General features: G+C 65.6%; 12 protein-coding genes. 1 reads left to right on the forward strand and 11 read right to left on the reverse strand.

Annotated features, from left to right (window positions below):
- Position 1 precedes the first annotated feature (1 nt).
- The 7 genes from D8676_RS02965 to D8676_RS02995 all read right to left on the reverse strand — a co-directional run bounded on the left by D8676_RS02965 (position 2) and on the right by D8676_RS02995 (position 9321).
- Positions 2-709, reverse strand: coding sequence for an ABC transporter ATP-binding protein (locus D8676_RS02965; RefSeq protein ID WP_121579323.1), 708 nt, complete (start codon positions 707-709; stop codon positions 2-4).
- Entirely contained in the window at positions 702-1478 is a 777-nt protein-coding gene (locus tag D8676_RS02970; RefSeq protein WP_121579324.1) for an ABC transporter ATP-binding protein, read from the reverse strand. The genes D8676_RS02965 and D8676_RS02970 overlap by 8 nt, the downstream gene beginning before the upstream one ends.
- 9 nt (positions 1479-1487) lie before the next feature.
- A complete protein-coding gene (locus D8676_RS02975; RefSeq protein ID WP_121579325.1) occupies positions 1488-2696 on the reverse strand; it encodes an ABC transporter substrate-binding protein in 1209 nt (402 codons plus the stop codon).
- A 240-nt stretch (positions 2697-2936) separates the two neighbouring features.
- Positions 2937-4583, reverse strand: coding sequence for an ABC transporter substrate-binding protein (locus D8676_RS02980; RefSeq protein ID WP_121579326.1), 1647 nt, complete (start codon positions 4581-4583; stop codon positions 2937-2939).
- A gap of 58 nt (positions 4584-4641) precedes the next feature.
- A complete protein-coding gene (locus D8676_RS02985) occupies positions 4642-6696 on the reverse strand; it encodes an NADH:flavin oxidoreductase (RefSeq protein ID WP_121579327.1) in 2055 nt (684 codons plus the stop codon).
- An 85-nt stretch (positions 6697-6781) separates the two neighbouring features.
- A complete protein-coding gene (locus D8676_RS02990; RefSeq protein ID WP_245426537.1) occupies positions 6782-8341 on the reverse strand; it encodes a trimethylamine methyltransferase family protein in 1560 nt (519 codons plus the stop codon).
- Positions 8338-9321, reverse strand: coding sequence for a LysR substrate-binding domain-containing protein (locus D8676_RS02995; protein ID WP_121579328.1), 984 nt, complete (start codon positions 9319-9321; stop codon positions 8338-8340). The genes D8676_RS02990 and D8676_RS02995 overlap by 4 nt, the downstream gene beginning before the upstream one ends.
- Positions 9322-9542: 221 nt before the next feature.
- On the opposite strand from D8676_RS02995, the gene D8676_RS03000 reads away from it, so the two are divergent.
- Positions 9543-11525 (forward strand): FAD-dependent oxidoreductase, encoded by a 1983-nt coding sequence (locus D8676_RS03000; RefSeq protein WP_121579329.1) that lies wholly within the window; start codon positions 9543-9545, stop codon positions 11523-11525.
- 57 nt (positions 11526-11582) lie between these two features.
- Here the strand turns inward: D8676_RS03000 and D8676_RS03005 are convergent, their stop codons facing one another.
- The 4 genes from D8676_RS03005 to D8676_RS03020 form a co-directional block, all read right to left on the reverse strand.
- Entirely contained in the window at positions 11583-12320 is a 738-nt protein-coding gene (locus tag D8676_RS03005) for a GntR family transcriptional regulator (RefSeq protein WP_121579330.1), read from the reverse strand.
- A gap of 80 nt (positions 12321-12400) precedes the next feature.
- Positions 12401-13402: a Gfo/Idh/MocA family oxidoreductase gene (locus D8676_RS03010; protein ID WP_121579331.1), complete on the reverse strand. Its 1002-nt coding sequence runs from the start codon at positions 13400-13402 to the stop codon at positions 12401-12403.
- Complete coding sequence (locus D8676_RS03015; RefSeq protein WP_121579332.1) at positions 13399-14184, reverse strand: creatininase family protein; 786 nt, start codon at positions 14182-14184, stop codon at positions 13399-13401. Before D8676_RS03015 ends, D8676_RS03010 begins: the two co-directional genes overlap by 4 nt.
- A complete protein-coding gene (locus D8676_RS03020; protein WP_121579333.1) occupies positions 14181-15626 on the reverse strand; it encodes an aldehyde dehydrogenase family protein in 1446 nt (481 codons plus the stop codon). The genes D8676_RS03015 and D8676_RS03020 overlap by 4 nt, the downstream gene beginning before the upstream one ends.
- Between the last annotated feature and the right edge of the window lie 44 nt (positions 15627-15670).

Here is a 15670-nt window from a genome sequence, read left to right on the forward strand (position 1 = left end):
GTCAAACCCCCAGCACGTCATGCAGATCGTCCATCCGGCGTTCGAGGTCGCCGACGGGGAACTGCGACAGCACCCTGCCATGCTCCATGAGGTAGAAACGGTCGGCGACGCGGCTGGCGAAGCGGAAGTTCTGCTCGACGATCAGGATGGTCATGCCGCGTTTCTTCAGCGTGGCGAGCAGGTCGCCGATGCGCTGCACGATCACAGGCGCCAACCCCTCCGTCGGTTCGTCGAGCAGCAGGACCTTGACGCCGGTGCGCAGCACGCGCGCGATCGCCAGCATCTGCTGTTCGCCGCCTGACAGTTTGGTGCCGGGGCTTGCCCGCCGCTCCTGGAGATTTGGGAACAGCCTGTAGATTTCCTCGACGCTCATGCCGCCCGGCGCCACGATCGGCGGCAGCAGCAGGTTCTCGTCGACGGTCAGCGTGGCGAAGATACCGCGCTCCTCCGGCACATAGCCGATCCCGGCGCGCGCCGTGTGGTGCAGCGGCATCCGCATCAGATCCCTGCCGGCGAAGCTTATCGTGCCGGTGCGCTTGCGGATCAGCCCCATGATGGCGCGCAGCGTGGTGGTCTTGCCGACGCCGTTGCGGCCGAGCAGCGTCACCGTCTCGCCTTCGTTGATGTCGAGGTCGACGCCGTGCAGCGCGTGGCTTTCGCCGTACCAGGCATTGAGGCCGCGGACCGAAAGCAGGGGCGTATCAGGCATGCTCGACCCCCATATAGGCCACGCGCACATCGGCATCGTTGCTCACGGTGTCGTAGTCGCCGGCGGCAATCACCTGGCCACGCTGCAGCACGCTGACCCAGTCGGCGATGTCGGCGACGACCGAAAGATTGTGCTCGACCATCAGGACGGCGCGGTTCGCGGCGATCGACTTGACCAGCTTGGAGATGGCGCCGACGTCCTCATGGCCCATGCCGGCCATGGGTTCGTCGAGCAGCAGCACCTTGGGGTCGAGCGCCAGCGTGGTGGCGATTTCCAGCACACGCTTGCGGCCGTAGGAAAGATCCGCCGCCAGGCGGTGTTTCGCGTCATCCAGGCCGACGGCGCCCAGCAGTTCCTCGGCACGCGGGGTGAGCCGGTCGAGCGCCGACAGGGAGCGCCAGAACTTGCGGGCCAGCCCGTCCGGCCGCTGCAGCGCGACCCGCACATTGTCGAGCACGCTCAGATGCGGAAATGTCGCCGATATCTGGAACGAGCGCACCATGCCCATTTGCGCCACCTTCGCCGGCGGCGCCCTGGTGATGTCGTGGCCGTCGAGCGTGATCGTGCCGGCCGTCGGCTGCAGGAACTTCGTCAGCAGGTTGAAGACGGTGGTCTTGCCGGCGCCGTTGGGCCCGATCAGGGCGTGTATCTTGCCGTGGTGGACGTCGAGGTCGACGTCCCTGACCGCCACGAAGCCCGAAAAGTCGCGCCGCAGACCGCGTGCCGAAAGCACGGCCTGGGGCGCGTTTTCAGGTGAAGAAGTCGCCACCGGCGGCGCTCACTTCACCAGCGGGCAGCCCGACTCCTCCGGCTTGATATAGGCTTCATCGCCGGGGATCGTGGCCAGCACCTTGTAGTAGTCCCAGGGCTGCGTGCTCTCCGACGGCTTCTTCACCTCCATCAGGTACATGTCGTAGATCATGCGCCCGTTCGCGCCGACCTTGCCGCCGCGGGCGAAGACGTCCTCGACGGGCATCTCGTGGAGGTTCTTGGCGACCGCCTCCGTTTCGTCGGTGCCGGCCTTGTCGATCGCCTTCAGATATTGGGTGACTGCCGAATAGGTGCCGGCCTGGATCATGTTCGGCATGCGGCCGGTGCGTTCCATGAACCGTTTCGCCCATTCGCGCGACTGGTCGTCCCGGTCCCAGTAGAAACCCTCGGTCAGGGTCAGCCCCTGTGCGGCCTCGAGCCCGAGGCCGTGCACTTCCGCGAGCGTGAAGAGCAGCGCCGCGAGACGCTGGCCGCCGGCCACGATGCCGAACTCGGCCGCCTGCTTGATCGAGTTGGCGGTGTCGAGGCCGGCATTCGCTAGGCCGATCACCTTGGCGCCCGACGACTGGGCCTGCAGCAGGAACGACGAATAGTCGGTCGTCGCCAGCGGGTGGCGGACCGCGCCAACCACCGTGCCGCCCTTGGATTTGACGAAATTGGACGTCTGCTCCTCCAGCGAATAGCCGAAGGCATAGTCGGCGGTCAGGAAGTACCAGGTGTCTCCGCCCTGGCCGACCAGCGCGCCGCCGGTGCCGACGGCCAGCGAATGCGTGTCGTAGGCCCAGTGGAACCCGTAGGGGGAACATGCCTTGCCGGTCAGGTCGGAACTCGCGGCGCCGGTGACGATGTCGATCTTCTTCTTCTCGGCCGAGATGCCCTGTACGGCGAGCGCCACCGACGAGGTGGTCAGTTCCATGATCGCGTCGACCTGTTCGGTGTCGTACCACTGGCGCGCGATGTTGGAGGCGATGTCGGGCTTGTTCTGGTGATCGGCGGTCACCACCTCGATCGGCATGTCCTTCACCTTGCCGCCGAAATCCTCCACCGCCATCCTGGCGGCCTCGTAAGACCACTTTCCTCCGAAATCGGCATAGACGCCGGACTGGTCGTTCAGGATCCCGATCTTGACCTTGTCGTCAGAAAACTGCTGGGCGCCGGCAGAATAGGTAGCCCCGGCAAGCAGTGCGAGTGAAAGAATGCTCAGTCGAAACGTCATCAATTCCTCCCTGATGCGAACTGCAACTGGCGGGATAATTGCATCGGCCGGGCCGGACGGCAAATGAGTACATGGTAGCAGGCCCGGCTGCCGCGGATGTTCCTGTGCCGCCGGCCGGCATGACATTCGCGATGGCGTCGTCGAGAGCTTTTTAGGGGATTTGTCGGGTATAGAAACACGCTTGCCGGCACCCGCGTCAACGGGCGCCGGCAAGCGTGCGGCGGGCGGCTTGGAGCCGCGTCAGGCTTGTTCGAGCCAGACCTTCTGCAGGTCCATCTGGAAGGTCTGGTGGACGCCGTAGTTCTTCACCTTGGCGCTGGTATGGCTGAAGAGCTTCTGCCAGAACGGCTGGATGATCACGCCGGAGTCCTGCAGGATCGTCTCGAGGTCCTTCATCACCTCGCGGCGCTTCTCGGGGTCATTGATCGACAGCGCTTCCTGCAGCTTGGCGTCGAAGGCCGGATCGGAATAGGCGCTCTCGTTCCACGCCTCGCCGGTGCGGTAGCCCAGTGCCAGGATCTGCACGCCGAGCGGGCGCATGTACCAGATCGTCATCGAGTAGGGATATTTCGTCCAGTCGTTCCAGAAGGTCGAGCCCGGCAGCACCGTGCGCTTGACCTTGATGCCGGCCTCGCGCAACTGGGCGGCGATGGCGTCGCCGGTGTTCTTCTGCCAGTCGTCCTCGATCGTGATCAACTCGTGCTCGAAGTCGGCCTGGCCGGCTTCCTCCATCAGCTTCTTGGCGCCAGCCGCGTCCCGGGTCTTCTTCGGCAGTGGGTAGTATTCCGGATGGATCGGCGCGACATGGTGGTTCTCGCCGACGTCGCCGCGTCCGTTGTAGCCGAGGTCCAGAACGACCTTGTTGTCCACCGCCATCTGCAGGGCGTTGCGCACCCGCTTGTCGTCATACGGCTTATGCGTGACGTTGGTGCGCGCCACCAGCGTCGTCGCCGTCGCCACCTCGGACTTGGTCAGTCCTATGTTGTCTAGGATGTCGATGAAGTCGGCCGGGGTCTCGAAATTGATGTCGATCTCATCGGATTCGAAGGCGTTGACCGTTGCCGAGAAATCCGTGCCGTAGTCGATGAACTCGACGGAATCGAGCAGTGCTTCCCCGCCCCACCAGGCGCCGTTCTCGCGCCGCTTGACGACGGCTTTCGAGCCGACCTCGTAGGAGACGAGTTCGAACGCCCCGGTCCCGATCGGATTGCTGACGGGATCGTCGCCCGAGAAGCTGCGATGCACGACCAGCGCCGGATAGTCGGTAAGGTTGGGGATCAGCGAGATATCAGGCGCGTTGAGCTTCAGCTTGACTGTGTGGTCGTCGACCTTGGTGATCGCGCCATCCTTCGCCTTGCCGGTCGCCTCGTCGATCAACTCGCCGACGCGGGCCGCCATCGAGTTGCCCGAGACGCCCTTCTCGCACCAGCGGTTTAGGTTGTGGACGACGTCGTCGGCGTTGAAGGCGTCGCCATTCGTCCAGGTGACGCCCTGGCGAACGTGAAGGACGTACTCCGTCGCGTCGTCGTTCACCTCCCAGCTTTCGAGCAGGACCGGCTCGAAGGTGAATTCGCGGGTGTAGCTGACCAGCGGCTCGAGCCATGTGCGCGAGATGTTGGCAAGCTCCACCCAGTCATAGTTGCGCGGGTCCTTCTGGCCTTTCACCGCCATGGCGACCCTCAGCGTGCCGCCCTTCGTGCCTTCCTGCGCCAGCGCTTTCGACGGCGCCGCCAAGCCGATCATGCCATAGGCCAATGCCGTCGACGCGCCCATGGCGCTGGCGATCGCCAGAAATTCGCGGCGGTCGAGATGGCCGTCGCGGACCTGTTCGGCCATCTTCTCGACCGATTTCGGGACGTGGTTACCGTTGCTTCTGAAAAAACGCATTCCTTCCTCCCTTTTTTCCTGCGTTGTTCCTACCGATGGCCTGTCTGTTCCATCGAACCTAGAGCTGCTGCGTGTAGCGAAGCCCGTCATAGACGGCGGCGTGGATGTTCCGGGCGGCGACGGCGTCGCCGATCCGGAACATGAAGAAGGACGCTTCGGGCTGCCGTTCGGGGAACGGATAGCCTCCGCTTACCAGTGCCTCGTAGTCGACCGCGCCGCTGTTTTTCGAGAGAGGCTTCAAGGCCAGATAGAGGTCGTCGAGCGGCAGCGTGCCGTGCTCGACCACGACTTGGTCGACCCGCCGCTCGCCGCGCCAGCCGTCGGCGAAGTCTGATGACAGCATCGCGATGAGCTGGTTTCCCTCGCGGCGCACGGCCTGCAGCCGCGTGTTGATTGTGATGGTGACGCCCTTCTCGTGGAAGGCGCGCATATAGGGCACATGGTTCATGCCGCCCATTTCGGGCGCGAAGAACCGTTCGGGGGACAACAGCTCCAGCTTCGAGCCGGCATTGGCGATCAGCTCGGCCGCCGTCATGCCCTGGTGGCCGCCATTGTCGTCGTAGAGCAGCACGTTTTCCGCCGGCTTAACCGCGCCGGCGACGATGTCCCAGCTCGACGTGACCAGGTCGTCCCCGGCATCCAATGGCGGGTTTTGCGGCAGGCCCCCGGTCGCGACAATCACCACGTCGGGCGTCAGCGCCAGCACGTCGTCCTTCTCCGCCCAGGTGTCGTAGCGGATCTCGACGCCGAGCCGCTCCAGCTCCGCCAGCCGCCAGTCGACGATGCCGATGAGCTCGCGCCGGCGCTGGTTCTGCGCCGCCAGCCTGACTTGGCCACCGGCCTGTACGGAGGCCTCAAGCACGGTGACCTTGTGCCCGCGCTCGGCGGCGACGCGCGCCGCTTCCAGGCCGGCGACGCCGGCGCCGACCACGACGACCGACTTCGCCGGCTCTCCGGACCGGGCGATCACATGCGGCATGGTCGCCTCGCGGCCGGTCGCGGCGTTGTGGATGCAGAGCGCCTCGCCGCCCTCGTAGATGCGGTCGAGGCAGTAGGTCGCGCCGACGCAAGGCCGGATCTCGTGCTCGCGTCCTTCCATGATCTTCTTCACGATGTGCGGATCGGCGATGTGCGCCCGCGTCATGCCGACCATGTCGAGCTTGCCTTCCGCGATCGCGTGCCTGGCCGTCGCCACATCGGCGATGCGCGCCGCATGGAAGACCGGGAACTTCGTGGCCGCACGCACCTCTCCGGCGAAATCGAGATGCGGTGAGGAGCGCATGCCGGCGATCGGGATCACCTTGGTCAGCGCCGCGTCCGTCTCGATCGAGCCGCGTATGATGTTGAGGAAGTCGAATTTTCCAGACGCCGCAAGCCGCCGCGCGATCTCGACACCTTCCTCCTTCGACAGGCCTGCCGAGAAATCCTCGTCGGCGACCATGCGGATGCCGACGATGAAGTCGTCGCCCACCGCCTTGCGCACCGCATCGATCACCCGCCAGGTGAAGCGCAGCCTGTTGTCCAGCGAACCGCCATATTCGTCGTCGCGATGGTTGGTCGCCGGCGACCAGAAGCCGTCCATCAGGTGGCCGTAGGATTCGAACTCGACCCCGTCGAGCCCCGCTTCCTTCATGCGCTGCGCCGCGCTCGCATAGTCGGCGACGATGCGCTCGATGTCCCAGTCCTCGGCGGTCTTCGGAAACGACCGGTGCGCCGGCTCGCGCACCGGCGAGGCGCTGAGCACCGGCAGCCAGTCCGCCTTGTTCCAGCCGGTGCGCCGCCCCAGATGGGTGAGCTGGATCATCACCTTGCAGTCGTGTTCGTGGCAGGCTTCGGTGAGTTCGCGCATCCAGGGCACGATCTCGTCGCGATATGCCTGCAGATTGCCGAAGGCCGCCGGGCTGTCCCTGCTGACGAGCGCCGAGCCGGCGGTCATGGTCAGCGCCATGCCGCCCTTCGCCTTCTCGGCATGGTAGAGCCGGTAGCGCTCCTTCGGCATGCCGTCCTCCGAATAGGCCGGCTCGTGGCTGCTCGACATGACGCGGTTCTTCAGCGTCAGATGTTTCAGCCGGTAGGGCTGGAGAAGCGGGTCCCTGGCGAGTTCGACGTTCATTCGATCACCCGCTTCGGTTCGAGCCGGAGCTGCATCCGGATCGTCGGGCCTTGTGTGCTGTTCGTCGTCACTGGGTCGATCGCTCTCAGTTCACCGTATCCGGCAGCTTCTCCTCGCGCAGGGCGACAAAGTCTCGAAGTCCTTCGGCGACGCCCTCGTCGAGCCTGGGCTCCTCGTAGTCCTTCAGCATGTTGCGCGCCTTCTCGCGCCCGCGCATGTCATGGTCCTTCGCGCCTTCCGCGTTCCACTGCTCGTACGAGTTGAAGTCCATCAGCGTCGGCATGAAGAAGGCTGACTCGAAATGCTCGAGCGTATGCTGGGTTCCGAGGAAGTGGCCTTGGGGGCCGACCTCGCGCACGGCGGCCATCGCGTCCTTGAAGTCGTCGAACGACAGGCCGCCCGCATATTTGTACCACCCCACGAGCTGTTCGCAATCGGTTGCGAACTTGGAATATCCGCAAGTCAGGCCGGCTTCGAGCCACCCGGCCGAATGCCAGATATAGTTGGCGCCGGCCAGGATAGCTGCATGCATCAGCATGTTCGCCTCGTAGCCGGCCTGGGCGTCGTTCAGCTTCGAACCGACATGGAAGCCGGACGTGCGCCAGGGCAGCCGGTACTTCCTGGCGAGCGCGCCCATCAGATACATCATCTGCGCGGCCTCCGGCGTGCCGCCCATGGGGGCGCCGGTCTTCATGTCGACAGTCACCATGAACTGCCCGTAGATCTGCGGCGAGCCCGGCCGGATAAGCTGCGTGAACGCCAGACCCGCGAGAGCTTCGGCATTGACCTGCGCAACGGCGCCGACCGCCGACGCCGATGTCGATGCGCCGCAGAGTGCGAACGGCGCAAGGATCAGCGGCTGGTTGTGGCGCGCATAGACCTTCATCGCGTCCAGCATGGTGGCGTCCCACACCAGCGGCGAGTTGCAGTTGGTGATGGAGACGAGGACCGGGTTGTCCTTGACGTAGTCGTCGCCGAACACGATGCCGGCCATCGCCATCGTGTCCTCGGCACGGTCCTTCGACGTGACAATGCCCATGAACGGCTTGTCGGAATGTTTCAGCGCCGAGTGGATGATGTGCAGGTGGCGCTTCGGGACGGCGATCTCCATCGGCTCGCAGATGATCGAACTCGACGAATGCAGCGCCGGAGCCATGTAGGCGAGCTTGTGGAAATTGTTGAGGTCTTCCAGCGAGCCATAACGGCGATTACCGTCGAGGTCGCGCACATACGGCGCACCGTACATCGGGATGAAGATCGAGTTCCTGCCGCCGACCTGCACCGACCGCTCCGGATTCCGCGCGTTCAGCGTGAACTCTGACGGGATCTTCGAGACCAGATCCATCAGCAGCGCGCGGTCGATGCGAACGCGAGTGTCCTTCACGTCCGCGCCGGCCTGCTTCCACATGACGATCGCCTCGTCGTCGCGGAACTCGCAGCCGACCTCCTCGAGGATTTTCAGCGATTCATCGTGGATCAGCTCGACCGCCTCGTCAGGAACCATCTCGTAGACGGGGATCTTGCGGACAAGCGTTGGAAACGAGGCGACCGGCGCGCCGCGCAGCGCCTTGCGCCCGACGCGGCCGCCGCCACGACGATGAGCGGACGCCGGTTCCGGTGTAGCGATGATGTCCGTCATGCTCATGCTGGCTCTCCCTTGGCTTTAGGAGAACGCCTGCGCGTCGGCTGTTCAAGCGAAATAGGAAGCCGGCTCGCTTGAGTTGAACTCAACGATCCGAGCGAGAGCAGCCAGTCCTTCAACTGCACCGCCTGCGGGCTCAGCGGCCGCCGTGCGCTCCATGTCACGAAATAGGATTGCGGCGCCGAAATCTCGAAGTCGGTCACCCTCACCAGATTGCCGGCCTCTATCAGAGGCTCCACCAGGCTGGCCCAGCCGAGCGCCACTCCCTGTCCGCTGCGCGCCGCCTGCATCGCGATGACGTAGCTGTTGAAGCGTCGCACATTGATGTGCCGATCCGGGTGGCCCACCTCGCGCAGGAATTCCGACCACGTCGTCCAGGTCCAGTCGATTCCTTCCACCGACAGCAGTTGCAGTTGCGCCAGGTCCTTCACCGACGCTGCCGGATACGCTTTCGCGAAGGCTGGACTGGCCACCGGGAAGATGCGGTCGTCATAGAGCTTGGCGGACAGTTCGTCAGGCCATTCCCCGTCGCCGTAACGCAGGCGCAGGTCGACATCCGGGCGATCCAGGCCGTGCGGGTGGTCGGAGATGACATGATCGACGACGATGTCGTGATGCCTGTTCCAGAAGGCGCCCATGCGGGGCATGAGCCATAGATGCGCCATTGCCATCGTGCTGCCGACGGTGACGCTGGCCTGGCCGCCGAAAGACTTTATCTGGCGGAAGGTCGCCGCCATCCGTTCGAAGCTCTCGTGCAGCGCCGCGGCCAGCGTCTCGCCCTCGCGGGTGAGCTCGACCGCCCGATGCCTGCGCAGGAACAGGGGATTGCCGAGTTCGTCCTCGAGCGCACGGACTGAGCGCGAGACGGCGCCGGGCGTCACGTTGAGCTCTTCCGCCGCCTTCGTCAGGCTGAGATGGCGCGCCGCCGCTTCGAAGGCGGCGAGGGCGCTCAACGACGGCAGGCTGTAATATCTGCGAACCATACCACCGCTTTCCGCGCCGCAGACCGGATCTCCTTCCGGCGGCGCCCGTTGCACTCTTCGGTTGCCCCTGACTCAACCACAGAGGAATTTCGTTCGTCTTGACTATTAGCGCCGCATGTCGGTCGATGTGCAACCGCCATCTGCCGCAAGACGGATGGTCGCCGCAGGTACCGGAACGCGCTCGCCGCCGATGAGGCATAGCGCTTGAGGGGAGGGAGCATTTGTCGGAGGGGGCCTTCAAGCGATTGTTCACGCCGGTCGCACTGCGCGGCAAGACGCTCCGCAACCGGATCGTCTTCGGAGCGCACACGGCCAACATGGCGGTGGAAGGGCTGCCGACCGGACGGCATGTCGGCTACTATGCCGAGCGCGCCATCGGCGGCGCTGCGATGATCGTGGTGGAGCCGATGCCGGTGCATCAGGCCGCCGTGCTGACCAGAGGCAATTTCAGGCCGGCCGATGACAGCGTCATTCCGCATTTCCGCAAGGTGACGGACGCGATCCGCAGCAATGGCGCGGTCGCGATCCAGCAGCTCTATCATGTCGGCCAGCACGCCGACGCCGACAACTCGTTTCATGCAGGATGGTCGCCTTCGGGCCTGCCGAGCTACCACGACAGCGACGGCTCGCACCGGATGACCGAAGCCGAGATCGAGGAGACGATAGACGGCTTCGTCCAGGCGGCGCGGCGCTGCCGCGAGGCCGGCTTCGACGGCGTCGAGGTGTGGGCGGCCTACCACTCGATGCTCGACCAGTTCTGGACGCCTTGGTCAAACCGGCGCGACGACCGCTGGGGCGGCAGCCTGGAAAACCGCACCCGGATGAGCCGCGAGGTGATGCGCCGCATACGCCGGGAATGCGGCGACGACTTCATCGTCGGCCTCGCCGTCAATGATGAGCCCGGGGTCGAAGTGGCGCTGAAGCGCGAGGCGCTGGCCGAGATCGTCGAGCTGCACGATCGCGACGCCCTGATGGACTACGTGACCTGCGGGTCGGGCAGCTATTTCGACTTCTACAAGATCATGCCGACCTTCCTCTATCCGGAGAAGCTCGGCGCCGATCTCGCGGCCGTCCTGAAATCCACCGTGCGTCATGCGCTGGTCACCGCCGAAAGCCACATACGCACGCCCGAAAATGCCGAAGCCGTGCTGAGCGAAGGGCGCGCCGATCTGGTGTCCATCGTGCGCGGGCAGATCGCCGACCCGCATCTTGCCGCCAAGGCCGCCGCCGGACGCCCGGAAGACATCCGCGGCTGCCTGTCCTGCAACCAGATGTGCTGGGGACGCCGCTCGCGCGACTATTGGATAAGCTGCGTCATCAATCCCTCGGCGGGTCGCGAATGGGAATGGGGCGGCGACCGCTTCGCGCCGGCTGAGCGGCCGAAACGCGTGCTGGTCGTCGGTGGCGGCCCGGCGGGTCTCGAAGCCGCGCGCGTCGCTGCCGAGCGCGGCCACCGCGTCGCGCTAGCCGAAGCCTCGGATCGACTTGGCGGACAGTTCCGCCTTGCCGGCATGCAGCCGCGCCGCGCGCAGATCCTCGACCTGATCGAGTGGTACGAGCGGCAACTCGGCCGGCTGCAGGTCGATGTGCGCTACGGGCAGTATGTCGAGGCGGAGGACGTCGAACGCGAGGGCGCCGACCATGTCATCATCGCCACCGGCTCCCTGCCTCCCGATGGCGCCTTCCAGAGGGCGCTGCCCCAGTTCGATAACATCCCGGGCGCCGGCCCGGTCCTGTCGGCCGAAGCCGTGATGGCGCGGGAGGCACGGCCTGGAAAGCGCGTTGTCCTGCTCGACGACGGCGGCAACTGGAAGGGCTGCGGCACCGCCTGGAGGCTTGCCGAAGACGGGCACGATGTGACGCTGGTGACGCCGGACGCGCTGGTCGGCAAGGAGCTTCAGCGGATGGCGGCGGACGCGCCGCTGCGCCGCGCGCTTGCCCGGCTGGGCGTCCGCTTCATGACAGAAAGCGCCGTCGTCCACTGGGACGGCAGGTCGGCGAGGATCGCCTCACTGCTGGACGATAGCGAGCAGGAGGTCGAGGCCGATGCGCTGGTCTTCGCCGCCACCAACATGGCGGAGAGCAGCCTGTCCTTCGAACTAGAAAGCCGCGGCATCTCCTACGACGCGATCGGCGATTGCACCGCGTCCCGGCAGGCGGCGTTTGCCATTCACGACGGGCGCAAGGTCGCGCTCGCCCTGTGATTGCCGGCAACGCCCGATAGTCGGGGGTAAGCGCCTTGCGTTGGGGGTAGGGCGGGCCTACTGCCAGATGTTGATCGTCGCCAGCGTGCGCATGAGATGATCCGACACCAGTTCCTCGGCGAGCTTGGCGTTGCGCGCGGCGATCGCGTCGACGATCGCCTTGAGGTCCTTGTGCGTCTGCTGTCGGACCGCCGGGGGTGCCGGCTTGTCGGTGTCGCGTCCGTCGAACAGCACCGCGCGGCGGTCGTCCAGGATGCTCGCCATGATCTGCATCAGGAACTTGTTCCGGGTGCTGGCGAACATCTGACGGTGCAGGGCGTAGATCTGCTCCTTGAAATCCTCCCAGGTCGGCGCGGCGAGGATCTGTTCGAGGGTGCGCCGCATGTCGAGGATCTCCTCCTCCTGCACGCGGCTGACCACCAGATGCATCATTGCCGGCTCGAACAGCAGCCTGCCCTCGACGATTTCGGCGAAGGAGGGAACGGCCTCGTGGTTGCCGACGCTGGTCTGGTCCATGCGGTCGAAGACGAGATCGGCGTCGTCGGTGAGATAGGTGCCGCTACCGACGCGCCTGAGCACAAGCCCCTGCCGCTCCATCATCGCCAGCGCGCTGCGGACCGCGGTGCGGCTGGTGTTCAACTGCTGGGCAAGCTCCCGTTCGTTGGGCAGCTTGGCACCCGGCACCATCTGTCCGTCGCGGATGCTCCTCAGGAGGGCGCGATAGACCAGCGAGGGGGTGGCGCGGTCGTTGGTGGCAATGACGGCGAGCTGCGCGAGCGCAGTATCCGAAGGCATTTGCGATTATCCCGGCGAGAAGCCGCCTATGAGCAGAGTCGCGTTTCTGTTGTCAACCATTCCGGAGCAATGTGGATCGATCAACGCACCACCTCAACTGGAACGCCGGTTTGCGCCGATCGCGCCAGCGCATCGAGCACCGGTATCGCGTCGAGCGCTTCGCGATAGTGCTGGACATAGGGCTTGCCGGAGAGGGTGGCCTTGACGAAATGGTCCAGCTCGTCGGCCAGGTCGCCCGCGATGCGACCGTTTATTTCCGGCCACAGATGCGTGTCGCCGCCACTGGTCCCGTCCTCCTCCACGACATAGAAGCCCTGATCCGTGCAATCCAGATAGGCGGCCGACTTCGTGCCGACGATTTCAAGCGTCGACCGGAAACCGTTCATCAGCCCGTCCGGCCAGGCCCAGCTGTAGTCGATGTTGCCGATCGCGCCGTTCTCGAAATTGACGACGGCGTAGAGCGCGTCCTCGTTGCCGGTGCCGAGCAGCTCGACCTTCTGGGCGTAGACGCGGCTGATCCTCGAACGGGCGATCCATTGCATGGCGTCGATGTCGTGCACGCCCATGTAGAACAGGATCGAACTCGACGCGCCGAGACGCTTCGCGGTCGCGCGGATGCCGTTGCGCTTGGCGCGCAGATGGACCGGCGTGCCGAGCTTTTCGGGCGCCGCGGCATGGAAGGTCTGCACATAGCGCGGATCGAACCGGAGGATATGCCCGACCATGAAGCGCACGCCATTCTTCTCCACCGCCTTGACAATGCGAAGTGCGGTTGCGGCGTCGTGGGCCAGCGGCTTTTCGAGAAGGATCGTCTTGCCGGCCGCCGCCGCGGCGAGTGCCGCCTCTTCATGAAGCCGGTCCGGCAGGCAGATGCTGACGGCCTCGAGTTCCGGCAGGGCCAGCAGCGCATGCAGGTCGTCGAAGCCTCGCGCGCCCGTTTCGCCGGCGACGAGCGCAGCGCGCCCGGGATCGGAATCGCAGACAGCGATCAGTTCCGCGGCCGGATGATCCGTGTAGATGCGGGCGTGGCGGCTGCCGAAGAAGCCGAGGCCGATGACGCCTGTCTTGAGGGTCCTGCTCATTTCGGCTGCTCCGCAATCGCCCAGCCGCGAAAATCCTCGATGAAGGCGGCAAGTTCGCCGACCACGGCTTCGAAGAATTTTCCGCCGGCGTCCGGCGTCGCCAGCGCGGGATCGCCCAGCGTTCCGGTCGGCGAGAGATCGGCGAAATCGAGATAGGTTTTGATCGCCGAGCCGCCGAGCAGGTCGGTCGTGAGGTAAGAGGAGCCCGGATCCGGATAGGTCGCCACGGCGCGCTCCATCTTCACGAGCTCGGGCCGGATGTGCTGGATCATCGCGGTCTCGAACTCGCAGGCATGGCCCATGCCGCCCGCTTCCGACCGGCGCAGCGCGGCAATCGCCTCGCGCGCAAGCTGGAAATAGGTGAGCGCGGCGATCCGCGCCTTGCCGTAGTGCCTGTGCCCGAGCTTCGACGCCAGGAGATCGATGACACCGCCATTGCCGCCGTGGCCGTTGACGATCAGGATGCGGCGGAAGCCGTGCGACACCAGCGAGCCGACGATGTCCTCGGCCACCGCCATCAATGTCTCGGCCTTGAGGGTGACGCTGCCCGGAAAACGCATGTGATGGGCCGAGAACCCGTACCAGGGCGGCGGTAGGACGGCGGTCTTCCCCGGCGACCGCTCCGCGGCCGCCAGCGATACGGCATGGGCGAGCAGCGTGTCGGTGCCGAGCGGCATGTGGTTGCCGTGCTGCTCGACCGAGCCGAGCGGCAGGATGAACACTGTCCTGTCGCGGTCGAGGCTCGCGACTTCCGGCGAGGTGAGTTCTTCGAAGCGCATCATTTCACCGAGAAGGTCGCGGTCTTGAGATCGCACATCGCCGCCAGCGCGTGCCGGCCGCCCACCCTGCCGGTGCCGCTGTCCTTGCCTGACATGCCGCCGAAGGGAATGTGCAGCTCCCAGTAGTTCGAGGTGTCGTTGATGTTGACGATGCCGGTCGGCATTTCCTCGATGTAGCGGAAGGCCCGGTCGATATCCTGGGTGAAGACACTGGAGACCAGCCCGTAGCGGTTGTCGGCCGCGATCTCGAAAGCCTCCTCGTCGCTGTCGATCACCAGCAGCGGCGCCACCGGGCCGAACGTCTCCTCGGTGTTGATCAGCGCGTCGCGCGACACCCCGGTGAGCACGGTGGGCTCGAAATAAAGCGGGCTCGGATGGTCGGCGGCCGCCTTGCCGCCGGTGACCGCCGTTGCGCCGCGCTCCAGCGCGTCGGTCACATGGCTCGCGACCTTCGCCGCCACGCCGGAATTGTTGAGCGGCCCCATGGTGACCTCGTCCTTGCGCGGGTCGCCAAGCACCACCGCGCGCGCCGCCGCCGCCAGGCGCTCGGCGAACGCATCATGGATGTTGCGATGCACGAGGATGCGCTCCGACGACGAGCAGACCTGGCCGGCGTTGACGAAGCAGCCGGAGGCCGTCGCTGCCACCGCCCGGTCGAGATCGGCGTCGTCGAGGATCACCACCGGTCCGTTGCCGCCGAGTTCCATCAGTTGCGGCTTGCCCGCGGCACGAACGCTGATCTGCTTGCCGGTCGCCGCACTTCCCGTGAAGCCGACGGCGTCGGTGCCCGGATTGGAGACGATCTCGTCGCCGACGACGGCTCCCGCTCCGGTGACCAGGTTGAGGACGCCGGCGGGAAGATCGGCCTCTTCGACGGCGCGCATCAGCGCGACAGCCACCAGGGAGGTCGTCGGGGCAGGCGTCCAGACGATGGTGTTGCCGGCGGCGAGCCCCGGCGCGATATATTCGACCGGGATGTTCACCGGGAAGTTCCACGGCGTCACCACGGCATAGACGCCGCGCGGCCGGTAGAAGGTCATCACCCGCTTGCTGGGGTCTTCGGTCGGTATGGTGTCGCCTTCGAGGTATTTGACGAGATCGGCGGCGAGGTTGAAGCCGTCCACCGATTTGCCGACTTCGAAGAAGGCTTCCGCATAGGGCTTGCCCTGCTCGAGCGTCAGCAGCGCCGCCAGTTCGGCGCGGCGCGCTGCGATCGCCTCGCCGATACGGCGCATCATCCGGGCGCGGTCCCAGATCGACACCTTGCGCCATGCCGGCTGCGCCTGGCGCGCGGCGGAGATCGCCTCGATGGCCGCCTGGCGGGAACTCCAGCTCATCGTCCCAATCGCCGAGCCGTCGATCGGCGAGCGCACCGGCTTGATCTCGCCTGCCGCATCGGCCCGCCATGTGCCGCCGATAAAGTTCGAAATTCCGTCACTTCCCATCGATTGGTTCGTCCGTAAGAAAAGCGGTTGCAATTGATCCATAT

It is taken from the genome of Mesorhizobium sp. YM1C-6-2, assembly GCF_003666685.1.
GTDB lineage: Bacteria > Pseudomonadota > Alphaproteobacteria > Rhizobiales > Rhizobiaceae > Mesorhizobium_K.

What these genes read in the sequence shown, in the direction of transcription:
- D8676_RS02965 (WP_121579323.1), bottom strand. Translation starts at nt 709, where the DNA reads ATGCCTGATACGCCCCTGCTTTCGGTCCGCGGCCTCAATGCCTGGTAC.
- D8676_RS02975 (WP_121579325.1), bottom strand. Translation starts at nt 2,696, where the DNA reads ATGACGTTTCGACTGAGCATTCTTTCACTCGCACTGCTTGCCGGGGCT.
- D8676_RS02980 (WP_121579326.1), bottom strand. Translation starts at nt 4,583, where the DNA reads ATGCGTTTTTTCAGAAGCAACGGTAACCACGTCCCGAAATCGGTCGAG.
- D8676_RS02985 (WP_121579327.1), bottom strand. Translation starts at nt 6,696, where the DNA reads ATGAACGTCGAACTCGCCAGGGACCCGCTTCTCCAGCCCTACCGGCTG.
- D8676_RS02990 (WP_245426537.1), bottom strand. Translation starts at nt 8,341, where the DNA reads ATGAGCATGACGGACATCATCGCTACACCGGAACCGGCGTCCGCTCAT.
- D8676_RS02995 (WP_121579328.1), bottom strand. Translation starts at nt 9,321, where the DNA reads ATGGTTCGCAGATATTACAGCCTGCCGTCGTTGAGCGCCCTCGCCGCC.
- D8676_RS03005 (WP_121579330.1), bottom strand. Translation starts at nt 12,320, where the DNA reads ATGCCTTCGGATACTGCGCTCGCGCAGCTCGCCGTCATTGCCACCAAC.
- D8676_RS03010 (WP_121579331.1), bottom strand. Translation starts at nt 13,402, where the DNA reads ATGAGCAGGACCCTCAAGACAGGCGTCATCGGCCTCGGCTTCTTCGGC.
- D8676_RS03015 (WP_121579332.1), bottom strand. Translation starts at nt 14,184, where the DNA reads ATGATGCGCTTCGAAGAACTCACCTCGCCGGAAGTCGCGAGCCTCGAC.
- D8676_RS03020 (WP_121579333.1), bottom strand. Translation starts at nt 15,626, where the DNA reads ATGGGAAGTGACGGAATTTCGAACTTTATCGGCGGCACATGGCGGGCC.